The organism is Pseudoalteromonas sp. NZS71 (assembly GCF_015864715.1).
In the GTDB taxonomy this organism is placed as follows: Bacteria; Pseudomonadota; Gammaproteobacteria; order Enterobacterales; family Alteromonadaceae; genus Pseudoalteromonas; species Pseudoalteromonas arctica.
The window spans coordinates 37,585-54,194 of sequence record NZ_JADYWS010000006.1 but is presented as its reverse complement, the minus strand read 5'-3'; the positions used below and the strand labels follow the sequence as shown (position 1 = coordinate 54,194).

Below are 16,610 nucleotides of genomic sequence, written 5' to 3'. Positions count from 1 at the left end.
GGGGGTCATACTAATTTCACTCAGGGATTACCTACTTGTTAGCTGTATATTGCGTTAGCAACAAAAATTTTCGTAAGTCTCGTTCTTGTCTCATTACGTGCAAAATATATACTTTATTGTTATCTTTTTTGTAAAATATACGACAAGGATTCACGACCAGTTCAAGATAATTTAGGTTAGCTAACTCAATTGGTTTTTTACCTGATTCAGGAAAAAGTTCGAGACGTTCAACTTTTTCAAATATTTTGGAAACCAATTTTTTCGCTGACTGAAAATTGCTTAATGCGATATATTCAGCGATATCGTTAAGATCATCCAAAGCTGGATTAGTCCAAATTATTTCAGCCATTTATTCATTTTATCTTTAGCTTCAACATTCGACATGGTTTCACCACGACTTATTGCCTGCTCTCCTTTTGCAAGAGACTCAAGAATTTGCATACGCTTTTGCATAAATTCATAATCATCAACATCTACTAAGTATGCAGATGGTTGTCCATGTTCAGTTATCAACACAGGTTCTTTAGAGGAATGAAGTTCAGATAATATCTTCGTTGCTTGACGCTTCAATGTTGTTACTAGTTCTACTCTCATAATAATCCCCAAACAGATGTATCACTATAGTAGCACCGAGTAGCCAACTTGGGAAATACAACTAACGAGGCTGTATAACCACTAAAATCAATTAAAAAGGGAGCACCTAACGTCAACCCTGCTCACTTTTAAACTATTAGGTACTTCTCATTATATGCCTTTGTAGAAATTGAAATACACACCACGTTACGCTATAAAAACATAGCTGTAGGTTGGATAAATGGCGGAGCCATGCCATCCGACAATTAATTTATGAATATAAATAAGCGATTATTACGTTGGCATAGCTTTGTCAGATGGTGTTCTCTTAAAAAACCAAAGCTTTATAAAATCTCTACCACCACATATTCGTGGGCTTTACCTGCAATTGTTAACGTAATTTCATCATCAATCTGTTTATTTAGTAACTGCTTACCCATTGGTGCGCCGGGTGTTACAACAGCAATTGCGTGCTTTTTAACGTTTACTGTTAAACCACCAGCTGCAGGGCCTAAATAAAACCATTTTTGGGCTGCGTTATCATCTTCTAAACATACCAGCGAACCGATAGCTATTTTGTCGGTTGGTTTTTCATTAAAGGCAGGTTCGAACAATTCTATGCTTTTATAGCAATCGTTTACGCGCTGGGCTTGGCCTTGTGCTAAATAAGCGGCTTCGAGCCCTAGAGTATCGTATTTATTTTCGGCTATGTTTTCTTCATGTGTGGCGGTGTCGTGCGCAGTTTTTGCCGCTACTTTTGCTGTTGTAAGCTGCGCTTCTAGCGCAAAACGAAGGTGTTCGATTACGTGGGTTTTATTCATGGGGATTAGTACAATACAGGCTGTAAAAATAAGGCAGCTAGTTTAACATTTTTGCGGGGCTTAAAACCATTGTTTTAAACCCCGCAAGCTTGGTGGGAATACTAGCGGGGCTTAAATTTGCATTAAACTAACAAAGAGCCGTTGGTTGGTGCAGCTCTTTACTTGTGTTTTATTAAAAACCTTATGGCATATCTAATAATGTTTGCGTGTGGGCATCTACTTTAACTTCGTAGTTTTTAGCGCTTAAGCCCAATAGCTCCGGCAAGGTTGCCGCTATACAAATAGACGAGAACGTACCCACTACAATGCCGGTAAATAATGCAATAGCAAAGCCTTGCAGTGGTGTGCCTGCAAGTAGCCAAACGCTTGCAACCGTTGCAAGTGTGGTACCCGACGTTATTAAGGTGCGCGTTAGTGTGCTTTTAATCGCATTATTAATAATAGTCGCTGGGCTAAGTACATTGTTTGATTGAACACGTAAAAGCTCGCGTACTCTATCCCCTACTATTATTGAGTCGTTAAGTGAGTAACCAATAATAGCCAGTAAACTTGCCAGTACGGTTAGGTTAAATTCAATTTGTAATAGTGAAAATAACCCAAGTACGAGTATTAAATCGTGCACTAGCGCTACCACAGAGCCAACGGCTAATCGCCATTCAAAACGCACTGCAAGGTAAATCATTACCGCAATCATTGCAGCAAACATTGCTAAACAGCCTTGATCAAATAACTCATCGCCGACTTGTGAGCCAATATAAGCTGACGATAATACCTGTGCGTTTATATCATCGTTTTGTGTAACAGCGCTTTGCCAATCAAGGCTATTAGCTGTTGTTGATGCACTTGGCGCTTCTCTTAATTGAAAATGACTATTACCTTGCGCGGTTAGCTCAAACTCACCGTTGTGATTTTTAGCAATAAACGATTGAAGCTCTTTTAGTTCAACACTTTGGCTGGTTGTAAACTCAGTTAAATAACCGCCGGTAAAATCTAGGCCAAAATTTAGACCTTTTTGCGTAAGCGTAAATACGGATAGCAGCACTAAAATGGCACTTAAAAGCATACCCATAAAGCGTAAGCGTGTGCCCTTTTCACCTTTCAAAAAATAATTAAGCATGTGCTTTTTCTCCTACTTTTTTACCCATTTTTAAATACAACGTTTGGCTTAATATTTTTGATACGTACACACCTGTAAATACAGACGTTAAAAGTCCCAATGCTAATGTAATGGCAAAACCTTTAACGGGCCCATAGCCTATGCCGTATAAGATAAGTGCGGTGATCATGGTGGTTATATTGGCATCAAATATTGTATTTGCGGCTTGTTTATAACCCTCTTGAATAGCTTGATATGGTGCACGGCCTTGGCGACGTTCTTCTTTAATGCGTTCAAATATTATTACGTTAGTGTCTACCGCCATACCTATGGTTAGCACCAGACCTGCAATACCCGGAAGCGTTAACACAACCCCTGGTAATAATGACATTAAGCCCACAAGCGACGTTAAATTTAATATAAGTGCCACATTTGCAATAAGGCCTAAACGGCGATACCAAAGCGCCATAAATGCAAGGGTAATACCCATACCTAACATAAGCGCGGCTAAACCATTACTAATGTTTTCACTGCCGAGGCTTGGCCCTATTGTTTGTTCGTGCACAATTGTAACGGGTGCTGTAAGCGAGCCTGCACGTAGTAACAATGCCAGATCGGCTGCAGCTTGTTGGCTTTTCATATTGGTAATACTAAAACGCGAACTTAAATGCTGAGCAATATTGGCAACATTAATAACTTCGCTTTTTTTAACTACTTCGCCTTTAGCGTTTTGAGAATACTCAGAGTAAACTGTCGCCATTGGCTTACCAATGTTGGCTTTTGAAAACGCCGACATTGCATCGCCGCCTTGGCCGTCTAGGCTTAGTTGTACAAGTGGTTTACCCCAATCGTCGCGCCCTATGTTTGCATTATTAATATGATCGCCTGTAAAAATTGGCACAGGATCGAGCTTTATGGTTCCGCCCGATTGCATATTAAATGTTTGCCCGCCAATTTCTTTTAATTGATAAAAACCAAGCGATGCTGTTGCACCAATAATACGTTTTGCTTCGGTTGGATCTTGCACGCCTGGTAGCTCTATACGAATGCGGTGCTTTCCTTGGCGCTGTGTTACCGCTTCGGTAATGCCTAACTCTTCAATACGTGAACGAAGGGTTGTGAGTGTTTGCCCCATTACTTCTTTATCAAAGCTGCTGCGGCCTTGCTCCGAATAACTAAATTTGGCAGTTTTAACGCTGCCGTTATTGCTTGTTACAACGGCTAAATTAGCAAATCGGCTTTGTAGCTCTTCAATAACTGGGGTTAACTTGTCGGTTGCATTAGGCAATGCGTTTATTTCAAACCCCTGCTGAGTTTGCTGCGCTTTTACGCCATGTGCTTTTTGCTTAATAATAATTGATTTAGCTTGTTGATACGTACTGACTAACTGCTCATCAACGGCTTTATCTAAATCTACGTCTAGTACAAATAGCACACCGCCATTTAAATCAAGGCCCAGCTTTATTGGTGATAAACCAAAATCTTGTAACCATGTTGGGCTGGTTGCATGCTCAACAATTTTAACTTGCATGTTTGGGTATTGCGCTTTTATAGCCGCTTGCGCCTGAGCGCTTTTAGTTGGCTCGTTTAAAAGTACATTAATAGTCGATTGCTTATCTAAACCCTGCTCAACCTCTAACCCTTGGTTATTCAAAAAAGTAACTAGCGTTTTAGTGCTCGGTAAAGATTGCGTTTCGCTGTGCGGAGCAGCACTGATGTGCAACCACGATTTATTTGGATATAGGTTTGGTAATGCGCTGATAGCTAATAAAACCAATACTATTAGCATGGCTATATAGCTTAATTTGAACTTAGCCGAAGACGGCTTTTTATCTTTTTTAAAACTTAACATGTTGAATCCTTATTGCCAGCAAAGCTAGCAACGTGCTTTTTAAAAGCACAATTAATCTGCAGGCTAAAACTTTAAAAGTTAAAACCTAATAAAATTAAATAAGGAAAATTAAGCGTGGTAGGTAGTTACAGCTCTGTAGAGTAAGTTTACGTCTTTCCAGCCACTCAAGCGCGACTTTTTACTATTAGTTACAAGCGTATACCAAGGCTGTATAGGATTAATCGCTCTTGGTCGTAAGAATATATGCCTAACAAGATTTTGAGCAAAAAATTCAAAAACCACATCGTATTCTGGCTCACTTTGAACAGTGTGCAAAAACAATGATGAATTATTGGCTGTTAACCTTGGTTGGTGCGCGTCAAAATCGGTTTGATGCGTTTTTTTATGCTGCGAAGTATCTACAGACTTACTAATAGCCTGTATTTTAGTTAAATCGGCAATATCAGTAAGCGAAACCTGCGTACTAACAGTAGTATTTAAATTTTGTGAGGCGCCCATAGCATTGCTCTGCACACTAAAAAGTGCAGCAAGTAGCAAAAAGGCAGTTAAAAACACTCTAAATTTAAACATTCACGTTTTAAAACTAAAATAAGGGATGCGTAGTATATAAGGGCAAGCATTTAAAATACAATGCTTATTAATTAAGTATTTAGTTTTAACAGAGATCACTAATGCGCCCCAGACAAAGCACAGAAAAACGCCCAGACGCCATGAATTTACGCCAAAGTGTAATAACACTGTGGCCCTACCTTACAAAATTTAAAGGCCGTGTTTTTATTGCACTTATGGCGCTTATAGGCGCAAAAGGTGCCACGCTTTTAATGCCTTGGGCACTTAAAGAAATAATAGACTCTGTAGATAAGTCCATTAACCCACTGTTAGTTATTCCTGCTTTATTATTATTGATGTACGGTGGACTGCGTTTTGCTAGCGTATTTTTAGGTGAAATAAGAGATGCTGTATTTTCTCGTGTAACCGAGCACGCTATGCGTGATATTGGTTTAAAAGTATTTAAGCATTTGCACTCACTTGAGCTGGCTTTTCATTTAGATAGGCAAACCGGTGGCATTAGCCGCGATATAGAACGCGGTACGAGCGGGTTAAGCTTTTTAATGCGCTTTTTAATGTTTAATATAGTGCCTACTTTGTTTGAAATACTTACCGTTGCGATTATTTTTGGCACGTTGTTTTCTGTTTGGTTTGCGCTTATTACATTACTGGCAGTCGCTATTTATATTACCTTTACTGTGGTGGTTACTCAGTGGCGAAACCGCTTTATTAGAGAAGCAAATGCTGCCGACAATCAAAGTAATACCCGCGCCATAGACAGCCTACTTAATTATGAAACTGTAAAGTATTTTAATAACGAACAGTTTGAAGCAAAAACGTACGACACCTTTTTAGCAAACTGGGAAAAAGCCCGTTTAAAAAATAGAATGTCGCTGCTCGCCCTCAACTCAGGCCAAGCACTTATTATTGCTTGTGCTATTACCGCGTTAATGTGGTTGGGCTCAACCGAGGTAGTTGCAGGTACGCTTTCTATTGGTGAACTTGTGATGATTAACGCGTATATGATTCAGCTATTTTTACCGCTTAACTTTTTAGGTTTTGTGTACCGCGAAATAAGACGCGCCCTAACCGACCTTGAAAACATGCTTGGGCTACTTAATAAGAAACCACAAATAACCGATGCACTTAATGCTAAAGAGCTAAATATTAGCCAAGGTGAAATAACATTTAACAATGTAAGTTTTAGTTACGATGCGCATCGCCCTATTCTTAATAACCTTAGTTTTAGTGTTAAAGCTGGCAGCAAAGTAGCCATTGTTGGTGCCAGTGGTGCTGGTAAAAGTTCATTAGCGCGACTGCTTTATCGTTTTTATGATGTAAGCGCTGGTGAAATTAGTATCGATAATCAAGCAATAAACTCAGTAACACTTAATAGTTTACGAAAAGCCATTGCTATTGTGCCGCAAGATACTGTGCTGTTTAACACCACCATTCGTGAAAATATCGCTTACGGTAGGCCATCAGCAAGTGATGCAGAAATTGATGAAGCCATTGCAATGGCGCATTTAAAAGACTTTATAGCAACACTTGATAAAGGCGATAAAACGCTGGTTGGCGAGCGTGGTTTAAAAGTATCAGGCGGCGAAAAACAGCGTATTGCCATTGCACGCGCTATTTTGAAAAAGTCCCCTATTTTAATTTTTGATGAAGCAACTTCAGCCCTCGATTCTCATTCTGAGCAAGCAATACTCGCAGCAATGCGTGAAGTTGCCAGTAACCATACGAGCGTTGTTATTGCTCATCGCCTTTCTACTATTACCGATGCAGACACTATTATTGTGCTCAAATCCGGAAAAATTATTGAGCAAGGTAAGCACGACGAGTTACTTACTCTCGCCGGAGAATATTCCCGTATGTGGGAGCTTCAGCATAAAAAATAAATAGTGTGTAACCCCTCTTAGCTCGGATACTTTCAAGTATTCGAGCTAAATAAAGCTTTTATAGCACCTATTAGCCTTTCTCTTTTATTCTATATTAGTTTTATCGAGCACTGTGGTGATTCACCTCAAAAGGTTTGTTTGTATGATTAATATCAATAACAATCGATAAGTTAAATATTCGTAACAATAAAAATGATTCACTGCTGCTTTAATTCAATCAGTGATACTCAGGAGTAAGTAATGAAAAAGAGTTTAATTGCCGCAGCATTAGCTGCCACATTTATTACCGGTTGTTCAGAGCCGCAAACAACAAAAACAGACGAGCAACAACCTAAAATAGCCACTGCAGCAGTAACAGAAAAAGCAGAGTTAGGTAGTTTTGGTGTTGACCTAACAGCCCGTAACGAAGCAGTTAAACCAGGCGATGACTTTTTTATGTATGCCAGTGGCACGTGGTATGACAACTACGTAATGCCTGCAGATAAAACCCGCTACGGTGCATTTTCAGGATTAGCTGAGCGCAGCGAAGGCGATGTTAAAGCTATTATTGAAGAAATAGCAGCACGTAAAGATTTAAACGCAGAAGAAAAACTCGTTGCTGATTTTTACAATGCGTATATGGATACCGAAACACTTAATAAACTAGGTGTAGCGCCTATTAAGCCATTGTTAAGTGAAATTAATGATATATCGTCGACTGACGATTTAGCTGAAATGTTTGGTAAGTCTTGGTTAACCGGTAATAAAGCCCCTTTTGGCGGCGGCATGTGGTTTAATCGCCTAGACCCTAATAAATATGAAATGTCACTAGGTGCTGGTGGGTTAGGCTTACCAGATCGCTCTTACTACCTTGAAGACGCTGAGCGCTTTGTAAAAACCCGAACAGCTTATGTTGCTCACATTGCTGACATGCTTGAGTTTGCAGGCACTGAAAATACCGCTGAGCGCGCTCAAGCAATTGTTGATCTTGAAACCAAAATTGCACAAGATCATTGGCCTCGTGAAAAGCGCCGTAATCGCGATTTAACCCTAAACCAAGTTGAACGTGCTGATTTAAGCACTGCTTATCCTGGCTTTAACTGGGATTTATACTTTGCGCAAACAGGTTATAAAGTACCTCAGTTAAATGTGTCTCAGCCTGAGCCAATAAAAGCGATGATTGAGCTAATCAATCAAGAAGATATTGCAGTATGGAAAGACTACCTAACGTATCACGCTATTAGCGGTAACGCAGGTTTACTATCAGAAGACGTATTTAATACTAACTTTGCTTTTTTTGGTAAAGAACTAAACGGACAGCAAGAACCTCGCCCTCGTTGGAAACGTGCAATAAGTGAAATGTCAGGCACAAGTTCGCTTGGTTTTGCTATTGGTAAAATATACGTAGCGCGTTACTTCCCTGAGTCATCAAAACAACAAATGTCAGAGCTGGTTGAAAACCTTCGAACAGCCCTTGGTGAACGTATTGATAATCTAGAATGGATGGGTGATGCAACTAAAGTAAATGCGCGCGCTAAGCTTGCTGCATTTGTACCAAAAATTGGTTACCCCGATGTTTGGCAGTCTTATGAAGGTTTAAGCATTACTAAAAACGATTTGATTGGTAATGTGAAAAACATGCGTGAGTTTTTCCACGCAGAAAGTGTTGAAAAAGAGCTACAAAAAACAGACCGTAACCGCTGGGGCATGACGCCACAACGCGTAAACGCTTACTACAATAGCTCGTTTAATGAAATTGTATTTCCGGCTGCGATACTACAACCGCCGTTTTTCGATCCAAATGCCGATCCGGCTGTAAACTATGGCGGTATTGGCGCTGTAATTGGTCACGAAATGGGTCATGGATTTGACGATCAAGGTTCAAAATCAGACGAAAACGGTGTGCAACGTAATTGGTGGACTGATGCTGACCGCGCTGCATTTGACAAAAAAGCCGACCAACTGGCTGCGCAGTACAGTAAATACGAGCCAATCGAAGGTAACTTTGTTAATGGTCGCAATAGCCTTGGCGAAAACATTGGTGATGTAGGTGGGTTATCAATGGCCTATCACGCGTACAAGCTAAGTTTAAATGGTAAAGAAGCGCCTGTTATTGACGGTGTTACTGGCGATCAACGTTTCTTCCTTGCGTGGGCACAAGTATGGAAAGAAAAACGTACTGAGCAAAGCATGCTTAACCAACTTCGTGGTGGCACACATGCCCCAGGTCGCTTTAGAGCACAAGCGCCACGCAACCACGATGCATGGTACAAAGCGTTTGATGTAAAACCAGGCGATGAGTTATACCTTCCTGAAGATGAACGTGTACGTATTTGGTAAGTAATACTTACTTTTTATTACTTAGTAAGGCAACCTGTTATACAGGTTGCCTTTTTTATTGAGTTAAATTTACAATAATAGATATAATTCCAACGTCTAAATGCCTCGATAATCTCCTCACTAAAATGCACTTTAGATGGACTTTAAACGCTACAGTTTTAATCGGCTTTAATACTTACTAGCCCTTGAATGCATTTACCTTTAGAATACGCATTATAATTTCATTCTATTATTTACATATATTAAGGCGAAACGCAGATGGGAAGAGCTTACCAAAACAAAAAAGATTCAATGGCTAAGACTGCGGGTGCTAAAACTAAAGTTTATTCTAAGTACGGCAAAGAAATTTATATTTGTGCTAAAAACGGCGGTGTAGATCCAGATGGTAACTTATCATTACGTCGTTTAATTGAACGCGCTAAAAAAGACCAAGTACCAGCACACGTTATTGACCGCGCAATCGACAAAGCAAAAGGTGGCGGCGGCGAAGACTACTCAGCAACACGTTACGAAGGTTACGGCCCTGGTAACTGTATGATTATTGTTGACTGTTTAACAGACAACAACAAGCGTACCTTTGCTGATGTACGTGTTTGTTTTACCAAAGCAAATGCTAAAATTGGCGCTCAAAACTCTGTTTCACATTTATTTGATCACCTTGCTATTTTTGTATTTGACGGTGATGACGACGAAGCAGTACTTGAAGCATTAATGATGGCTGATGTTGATGTAACTGACGTAGAAGTTGATGACGGTAAAGTTACTGTTTTTGCTCCTCACACAGAGTACAACAATACACGTACAGCGCTTGAAGAAATGGGTGTGACTGAGTTTGACGAAGACCTAATTAGCTTTGTGCCACAAATTGAAACGCCGATTGAAGGCGAAGACGTTGAAGTTATGGAACGCTTTTTAATGATGTTAGAAGATTGCGACGACGTACAAAACGTTTACCATAACGCGCAATTCTAAAGAGCGATTTAGTAAGTTAGAACGACTTTAAGCCAACAGCTATGTTGGCTTTTTCATTTTTAGAACATGGTATAAATATGAACTCCCTTAAAGAGCTTAAAAGTGGCAAACTTGTTGGTGCTACTCACCTGCAATTAGTAGAAGAGCTAACGACATTTCCTGAAGAAATCTTTAGCTTAGCTGACACGCTTGAAGTTCTCGATTTATCAAATAATAACTTATCAACACTACCTGATGAATTTGCCTGTTTAACACACTTGAAGCGTGTATTTTTATCGTTTAACCAGTTTAAGCATATTCCTAAAGTGCTCGCTAAATGCCCTGCTTTAATTATGGTCGCGTTTAAAGGTAACCAAATTTCTGAATTTGCTTTAAACAGCCTGCCAAAAAATATTGAGTGGCTAATACTCACCGATAATACGTTAAGCGAATTGCCTGAAGACTTTGGTAATTACACCCAGCTTAAAAAGCTCGCGCTTGCGGGCAATCAACTTAAGCAACTGCCAAGTAGCATGGCGCAGTGTAAAAACCTCGAGCTTGTTAGGCTCTCCGCTAATAACTTAACACACGTAGACGACTGGCTGTTTGAACTGCCTAAACTTGCTTGGCTTGCGTTTGCCGGTAACGATTTTAATAAAGCCCAGTGCCTTACAAAGTGCAGCTTAGAAAATAAGCCTCTTGACGATTACACGCTTAGTCATGTTATTGGCCAAGGTGCATCGGGCGTTATTCATTTAGCACAAGCTGCTAATAGCGCTGTAGCGATTAAATTATTTAAAGGTGCAATTACCAGCGACGGCTACCCGCTTGATGAAGTAAATTGCTGCTTACAAGCAGGCGATCACGCTAATTTAATTAAAGTACTTGCCTACATTGAACAAAGTGATCAGTTAGGTTTAGTGATGGAGCTAATAGATAAAAGCTTCGCTAATTTAGGCCTGCCCCCAAGCCTTGAAACCTGTACGCGTGATACCTTTAATAATGATTGCCATTACTCAACTCAAGCTATTTTAAAAATTGCACAGCAAATGGTAAGTACACTGCATCACTTACATGTTCGTAAAGTAAGTCACGGCGACATTTATACGCATAACACTATGGTTAACCAAAACCATGATGTTCTGTTTGGTGATTTTGGTGCTGCAACTAATTTAACGAAGCTAAGTAAGTATCAACAAAAACAACTAGAGTGGATAGAAGTAAGAGCTCTGGGCTGTTTAATTGAAGACTTATTAGGCACGGTAACCGGCGATGATAGGCAAAGTGAGCTATTTGGTGAAATGTCCGATATAGCAAAGTGTGCTATGCAACCTTCATTAAATCAAAGACCTACATTTACTGAGTTATTAGAAGAGCTAAACATATAATTGAGTAGAGTCATAAAAAAGAGCAACGCGTAGCACGTTGCTACTTTTTTAGTTTATGTTTATTCAATTAGGCGAGCTCATTTAGTGCGCTTAAATGGGTAAACCTGTTGTTTAAGCATACCTACCGGCATGTAATCCCCGACTACACCATACGCTTGTGGCCACTCTTTTTGGCCTTTAACAGCAGTACCAAACGCGTAGTCTAAAAATGAAAAATGCGCAGCGTAATTGCGGTCAATTGCGGCTTTATCTGACGCATGATGCCAATGGTGAAACTGCGGTGTAACCATAAAATATTTTAGCCAACCAAATTTCACACGTACATTTGCATGGTTAAACACAGCCTGTAAACCCACTATTATTACGTATAAACTAATTATTTGCTGTGAAAATCCAAGTACAAATATGGGTGTGAGCACTAAGCTGCGAGTTACAAGTATTTCAAGAATATGTTGGCGAGATCCCGCTAACCAATCCATTTCTTTAGCACTGTGATGTACGCCATGAAAGCGCCATAATAAAGGGACTTCGTGATAAGCACGATGCACCCAATACTGCATTAAATCGGCCACGAGTATTATTAAAAACAACTGCACTACAAATGGTGTTTGCTCTATATAACCTTGTACTGTAGATGATACAGCCCAGCCAAAACCATAATGCACAAAGTGGTTAGTAACGAGTAACACAAAACCAATAATTAAATGGTTTACGAAAAAGTGGTTTAAATCGCCTCGCCATTCGCTACGTAATATTTTTTGCTCTTTTCGATGGGGTAGCAGCTTTTCAATAACAATAAATATGAGTGTTGAGCCGAGTAAATCTAAAATAAACCAATCTAGCCCTATGTAAGGTGTGTCGCTAGCAAACTCATTTACCTCAACGTTTGGTCCGCCAAACATAATTGCCAGAACAATAAAAAACCACGCTGTAGCTCCTAAGCGTTTATTGGTATTACGTACAAAGTTAAGTAGCCCTAAACTGCCCGAGACCAATAATGATGCAAACATAAGCTGACGTAAAAAGTCGACACTGTAGCTTTTGCGTAGTTCTGGTGTGGTTAAGTATTCAGGAAAGTGAAACGCTAATACGCCTAAGCAACTCAGTATTGCTAAAAAGCAGGCTATGTAGCCACTTATGTTGCCCTCACCTATCTGAAGATGATTTGTGCGAAATACCTTTCGTAATAAAGCTCTGATCATTTTTATTATTCCTTGCTTCGTTGAGTTGATTAAATACAACGAAATTCCATTGATTTACACACCCACATATTAACAAAATTTAGGGTATAAAAAATACAAATAGTTCCTTCCATAGTCTGAGTTGCAAATATACAGATAAACCAAACGCAAAAAAGCCACGCAATGCGTGGCTTGGTTGGATAAAGCTAAAACTTTACATCATTAGGGCTGTATTATAAAAACGCACCTAATGCTTTAACTTGGTCTAACATACGGTTTGAGAAACCCCATTCGTTGTCGTACCAAGCCATTACTTTAACTAGATTGCCATCGGCTTTAGTTTGCGTTGCATCAAAGATAGATGACGCTGGGTTATGGTTAAAGTCGATAGAAACAAGCGGAAGCTCATTATATTGTAAAATATCTTTCATTGAACCCGTTGACGCTTCTTTCATGATTGCATTGATTTCTTCTGCAGTCGTATCGCGCTTAGTAATAAACGTAAAATCAACTAAAGATACGTTGATTGTTGGTACACGTACCGACATGCCGTCTAATTTACCAGCAAGTTCTGGTAATACTAAACCAACAGCTGCCGCAGCACCTGTTTTAGTTGGGATCATAGATTGAGTCGCACTACGAGCACGGTATAGATCTGGGTGGTATACGTCAGATAGGTTTTGATCATTCGTATAAGAATGAATCGTTGTCATACTCCCCTTTTCAATACCTACGGTGTCGTTAATTGCTTTTGCAAGTGGTGCTAAACAGTTAGTAGTACACGATGCATTTGAGATGATTTGGCTATCAGCGTTAATTACATCGCTGTTTACACCATGAACCACGGTTGCATCCATATCTTTACCTGGAGCAGAAACGATTACTTTTTTAGCACCCGCTGTAATATGCTTAGCAGCGTCATCACGTTTAGTGAAAAAACCAGTACATTCTAAAACGATATCTACGTTTAGTGCTTTCCACGGTAAATTTGCAGGGTCGCGTTCTTGCGTTAACGTAATTACGTCATCGTCAATTAACATGGTGTTATTTTCAAGTGTTACTTTTTTAGAAAATTGACCATGAACTGAGTCATACTGCGTTAAATGGGCATTAACGTTAGCAGGTGCTAAATCGTTAATTGCTACAATTTTAATTTCGCTGTTTTGAGCTGACTCATAAAGTGCACGTAAAACATTTCTACCGATACGGCCGTAACCGTTAATTGCTACATTAATCATTTTAGACTCCTATTTAAGTTCACTTGCTTGGCGAGCAAGCGCTTCAATTGCTTGCCAGTCTTTATTTTCAATTAGTTGTTTATCTAGCATCCACGTACCACCAACACAAATAACGTTGTTAAGCGCTAAATAGTTCGGTGCAGTTGCTAGGCTAATGCCGCCAGTTGGGCAAAAAGTAATATGTGGTAATGGGCCACCGATTGATTTAAGCATTGCTGTTCCGCCTGCAGCTTCTGCAGGGAAGAATTTTAAATACGTAAAACCATGCGACGCAAGTTGCATAACTTCACTTGCAGTTGCAGCGCCTGGTAAAAATGGTATATCTGATGTTTTAGCCAAAGCAATAAGCTCATCGCTCACACCTGGACTCACCATAAAATCTGCACCAGCGGCAACCGAAAGATCAAAACTTGCTTTATCTACTACCGTACCAGTACCTACATAGGCTTCAGGTACTTCTGCTTTCATCAGCTTTACAGCTTCTGCAGCAATAGGTGTACGTAGTGTTATTTCTAAGGCTTTTAAGCCACCGTTATATAACGCTCTTGCAAGTGGTGCTGCATCTTCTAATTTTTCGATTACAACCACTGGCACTACGGGTGCCGATGCTAAGATTTTTTCAATACTCATTACTTGTTCCTCATTACCCAGTATGGCTAATATTTATTCAAGTCCAAAAGCACTCGCGCCTAAATCGGCACTGCTTACGATATTTCTAAATCCAGTAAATAATTCGCGACCTGTACCAAATGTTGCACTTGGCAGGCTAAGTTCTGCTTCACGTTTAGCAAGTTCTTCGTCGCTAACGTGTACTTTTAATATTCCGTTTGGCGCATCAAGTGTCACTAAATCACCTTCTCGGATTTTAGCAATAATGCCGCCTTCTACTGCCTCTGGTGCTAAGTGAATAGCAGCTGGTACTTTACCTGATGCACCCGACATACGACCGTCAGTAACAATGGCTACTTTAAAGCCTTCATCTTGAAGCGTTGCCATTACTGGCGTTAATTTATGTAGCTCTGGCATACCTTTCGCTTTAGGGCCTTGCTCTTTTAGCACGGCAATAAAGTCTTGGTTTAATTCGCCACGCGTGTATGCATCTTGCAGAGCACTTTGTGAGCTAAATACTTTTGCAGGAGCAGTAACAACCTGATGTTCGATAGCAACAGCTGACACTTTAATAACAGCTTTACCCAAGTTACCCGTTAGAAGTTGCAGACCACCTTGCTTACTAAAAGGGTTACTCACTGGGCGAAGTACTTCTTCATCGTGTGAGTTTGCTGGGCAATCTACCCATTTAACTTTAGTTGGCCCGGTTGAGTTGCTCATGATCAGGCTATCGTCTTTATCCAAACGAGGCTCTGTCATGTAAGGTGCTAAACCATCGCCTAGCATTGTTTTAACGTCTGTGTGTAAGTAACCAGCGCTTGCTAGCTCTCGCATTAAGAAACCCATACCGCCAGCTGCTTGGAAGTGATTTACATCTGCAGAGCCATTAGGGTAAATACGTGTAAGTAGTGGTACAACTTCTGATAAATCAGACATATCTTTCCACGTAACCTGAATGCCCGCCGCTTTTGCTATCGCAACAATATGAATTGCATGGTTAGTAGAACCACCTGTAGAAAGAAGACCTACTAAACCGTTTATAATCGTTTTTTCGCTGATCACATCGGCCAAACACGGGCTTTCTTTATCATCTGTAAGCTGCTTAAGCATAGTTTCTACAGCATTACCTGTAAGACCATCGCGAAGCTCAGTGTAAGGATTAATAAACGAACTACCAGGAAGGTGTAAGCCCATTATTTCCATTAACATTTGGTTTGAGTTTGCAGTACCGTAGAACGTACAAGTACCCGCGCTGTGGTAAGACGCGCTTTCAGCCTCTAATAAGTCTTCGCGACTTACTAAACCTTGTGCAAATTTTTGACGAATACGTGCTTTTTCTTTATTAGGAATACCTGACTGCATTGGACCTGCTGGTAAAAAGAACACAGGTAAATGACCAAACGACAATGCACCAATTAATAAACCCGGGACGATTTTGTCGCAAACGCCTAAACAAAAAACGCCATCAAACACATCGTGTGAAAGCGATATTGCCGTAGACATAGCAATTACATCACGAGAAAAAAGCGAAAGTTCCATGCCGTCACGCCCTTGCGTAACACCATCACACATTGCAGGAACGCCACCAGCAACTTGTGCTGTAGCATCGTATTTGGTAGCAATGTCTTTAATTAAATCTGGGTAGTCTTTGTATGGCACATGAGCCGATAGCATATCGTTATATGAGTTGATAATAGCAAGATTTGGCTGCTCATCAGCCTTTAAGCGCGCTTTGTCATCACTGCTACATGCAGCCATAACATGGGCTATATTTCCGCAACCTAAACCGGCACGAACTCTTGTTTGTTTTTTTGCGTGCGAAATACGTTCTAAATAATCTTGACGGGTATTTTTACTGCGTTCGATAACGCGCTGGGTAACTTCTTGAATACGAGGATGTAACATAATTTAACTCATCTCTATTAGTTAGAGGATAAAGGCTCAGTAGCAACTACAGACTCCACGTAAATAACTGTACTGAGCATCTTTGATTTACCCGTTCAAAGGTACGCTACCAGGGAGCCTCTCACAACAGCCCTGACACCGGTGTCACTGTATTAACGCATAGCAATGACACCGGTGTCAACCCCGGGTAACAAAAATAGTTTAATATTTTAACATGACCGAATAAT

At 40.2% G+C, this 16,610-nt stretch carries 14 protein-coding genes; 4 read left to right on the top strand and 10 right to left on the bottom strand.

Translation table 11 applies throughout. The annotated features are described in order from the left end of the window. Positions 1–31 precede the first annotated feature (31 nt). The 6 genes from I6E85_RS05485 to I6E85_RS05460 all read right to left on the bottom strand — a co-directional run bounded on the left by I6E85_RS05485 (position 32) and on the right by I6E85_RS05460 (position 4,912). Positions 32–349, bottom strand: coding sequence for a type II toxin-antitoxin system RelE/ParE family toxin (locus I6E85_RS05485; RefSeq protein WP_024590115.1), 318 nt, complete (start codon positions 347–349; stop codon positions 32–34). Continuing rightward, a complete protein-coding gene (locus tag I6E85_RS05480; protein ID WP_010555056.1) occupies positions 337–594 on the bottom strand; it encodes a type II toxin-antitoxin system Phd/YefM family antitoxin in 258 nt (85 codons plus the stop codon). Before I6E85_RS05480 ends, I6E85_RS05485 begins: the two co-directional genes overlap by 13 nt. Before the next feature lie 323 nt (positions 595–917). Beyond that, positions 918–1,394, bottom strand: a complete 477-nt coding sequence (locus I6E85_RS05475; RefSeq protein ID WP_010555055.1) for a GreA/GreB family elongation factor — start codon at positions 1,392–1,394, stop codon at positions 918–920. A 181-nt stretch (positions 1,395–1,575) separates the two neighbouring features. Continuing rightward, positions 1,576–2,511: a protein translocase subunit SecF gene (gene secF, locus I6E85_RS05470; protein ID WP_024590114.1), complete on the bottom strand. Its 936-nt coding sequence runs from the start codon at positions 2,509–2,511 to the stop codon at positions 1,576–1,578. Continuing rightward, positions 2,504–4,342 carry a protein translocase subunit SecD gene (gene secD / locus I6E85_RS05465; protein WP_024590113.1) on the bottom strand — a complete coding sequence of 613 codons (1,839 nt, stop codon included), beginning with the start codon at positions 4,340–4,342 and terminating at the stop codon, positions 2,504–2,506. Before secD ends, secF begins: the two co-directional genes overlap by 8 nt. Positions 4,343–4,450: 108 nt before the next feature. Continuing rightward, complete coding sequence (locus I6E85_RS05460) at positions 4,451–4,912, bottom strand: hypothetical protein (protein ID WP_024590112.1); 462 nt, start codon at positions 4,910–4,912, stop codon at positions 4,451–4,453. Between the two features lie 101 nt (positions 4,913–5,013). Here I6E85_RS05460 and I6E85_RS05455 point away from each other — a divergent pair, with 101 nt between their 5' ends. The 4 genes from I6E85_RS05455 to I6E85_RS05440 all read left to right on the top strand — a co-directional run bounded on the left by I6E85_RS05455 (position 5,014) and on the right by I6E85_RS05440 (position 11,450). After that, a complete protein-coding gene (locus tag I6E85_RS05455) occupies positions 5,014–6,792 on the top strand; it encodes an ABC transporter ATP-binding protein/permease (protein WP_024590111.1) in 1,779 nt (592 codons plus the stop codon). 240 nt (positions 6,793–7,032) lie between these two features. Then, positions 7,033–9,111, top strand: a complete 2,079-nt coding sequence (locus I6E85_RS05450) for a M13 family metallopeptidase (protein WP_024590110.1) — start codon at positions 7,033–7,035, stop codon at positions 9,109–9,111. A gap of 258 nt (positions 9,112–9,369) precedes the next feature. Next, the gene (locus I6E85_RS05445; protein ID WP_024590109.1) at positions 9,370–10,083 is read left to right on the top strand and encodes a YebC/PmpR family DNA-binding transcriptional regulator; all 714 of its coding nucleotides are present in this window, start codon (positions 9,370–9,372) and stop codon (positions 10,081–10,083) included. A gap of 77 nt (positions 10,084–10,160) precedes the next feature. Further along, positions 10,161–11,450, top strand: coding sequence for a leucine-rich repeat-containing protein kinase family protein (locus I6E85_RS05440; protein ID WP_024590108.1), 1,290 nt, complete (start codon positions 10,161–10,163; stop codon positions 11,448–11,450). Between the two features lie 77 nt (positions 11,451–11,527). On the opposite strand, the gene I6E85_RS05435 is transcribed toward I6E85_RS05440, so the two are convergent. From I6E85_RS05435 to edd, 4 genes are all read right to left on the bottom strand, one after another. Beyond that, the gene (locus tag I6E85_RS05435) at positions 11,528–12,652 is read right to left on the bottom strand and encodes a sterol desaturase family protein (RefSeq protein WP_024590107.1); all 1,125 of its coding nucleotides are present in this window, start codon (positions 12,650–12,652) and stop codon (positions 11,528–11,530) included. Positions 12,653–12,864: 212 nt separating this feature from the next. Continuing rightward, a complete protein-coding gene (gene gap, locus I6E85_RS05430) occupies positions 12,865–13,869 on the bottom strand; it encodes a type I glyceraldehyde-3-phosphate dehydrogenase (protein ID WP_007582622.1) in 1,005 nt (334 codons plus the stop codon). A gap of 9 nt (positions 13,870–13,878) precedes the next feature. Next, positions 13,879–14,499, bottom strand: a complete 621-nt coding sequence (eda, locus tag I6E85_RS05425; RefSeq protein ID WP_024590106.1) for a bifunctional 4-hydroxy-2-oxoglutarate aldolase/2-dehydro-3-deoxy-phosphogluconate aldolase — start codon at positions 14,497–14,499, stop codon at positions 13,879–13,881. 33 nt (positions 14,500–14,532) lie between these two features. After that, the gene (edd, locus tag I6E85_RS05420) at positions 14,533–16,383 is read right to left on the bottom strand and encodes a phosphogluconate dehydratase (RefSeq protein ID WP_007582619.1); all 1,851 of its coding nucleotides are present in this window, start codon (positions 16,381–16,383) and stop codon (positions 14,533–14,535) included. Positions 16,384–16,610 lie beyond the last annotated feature (227 nt).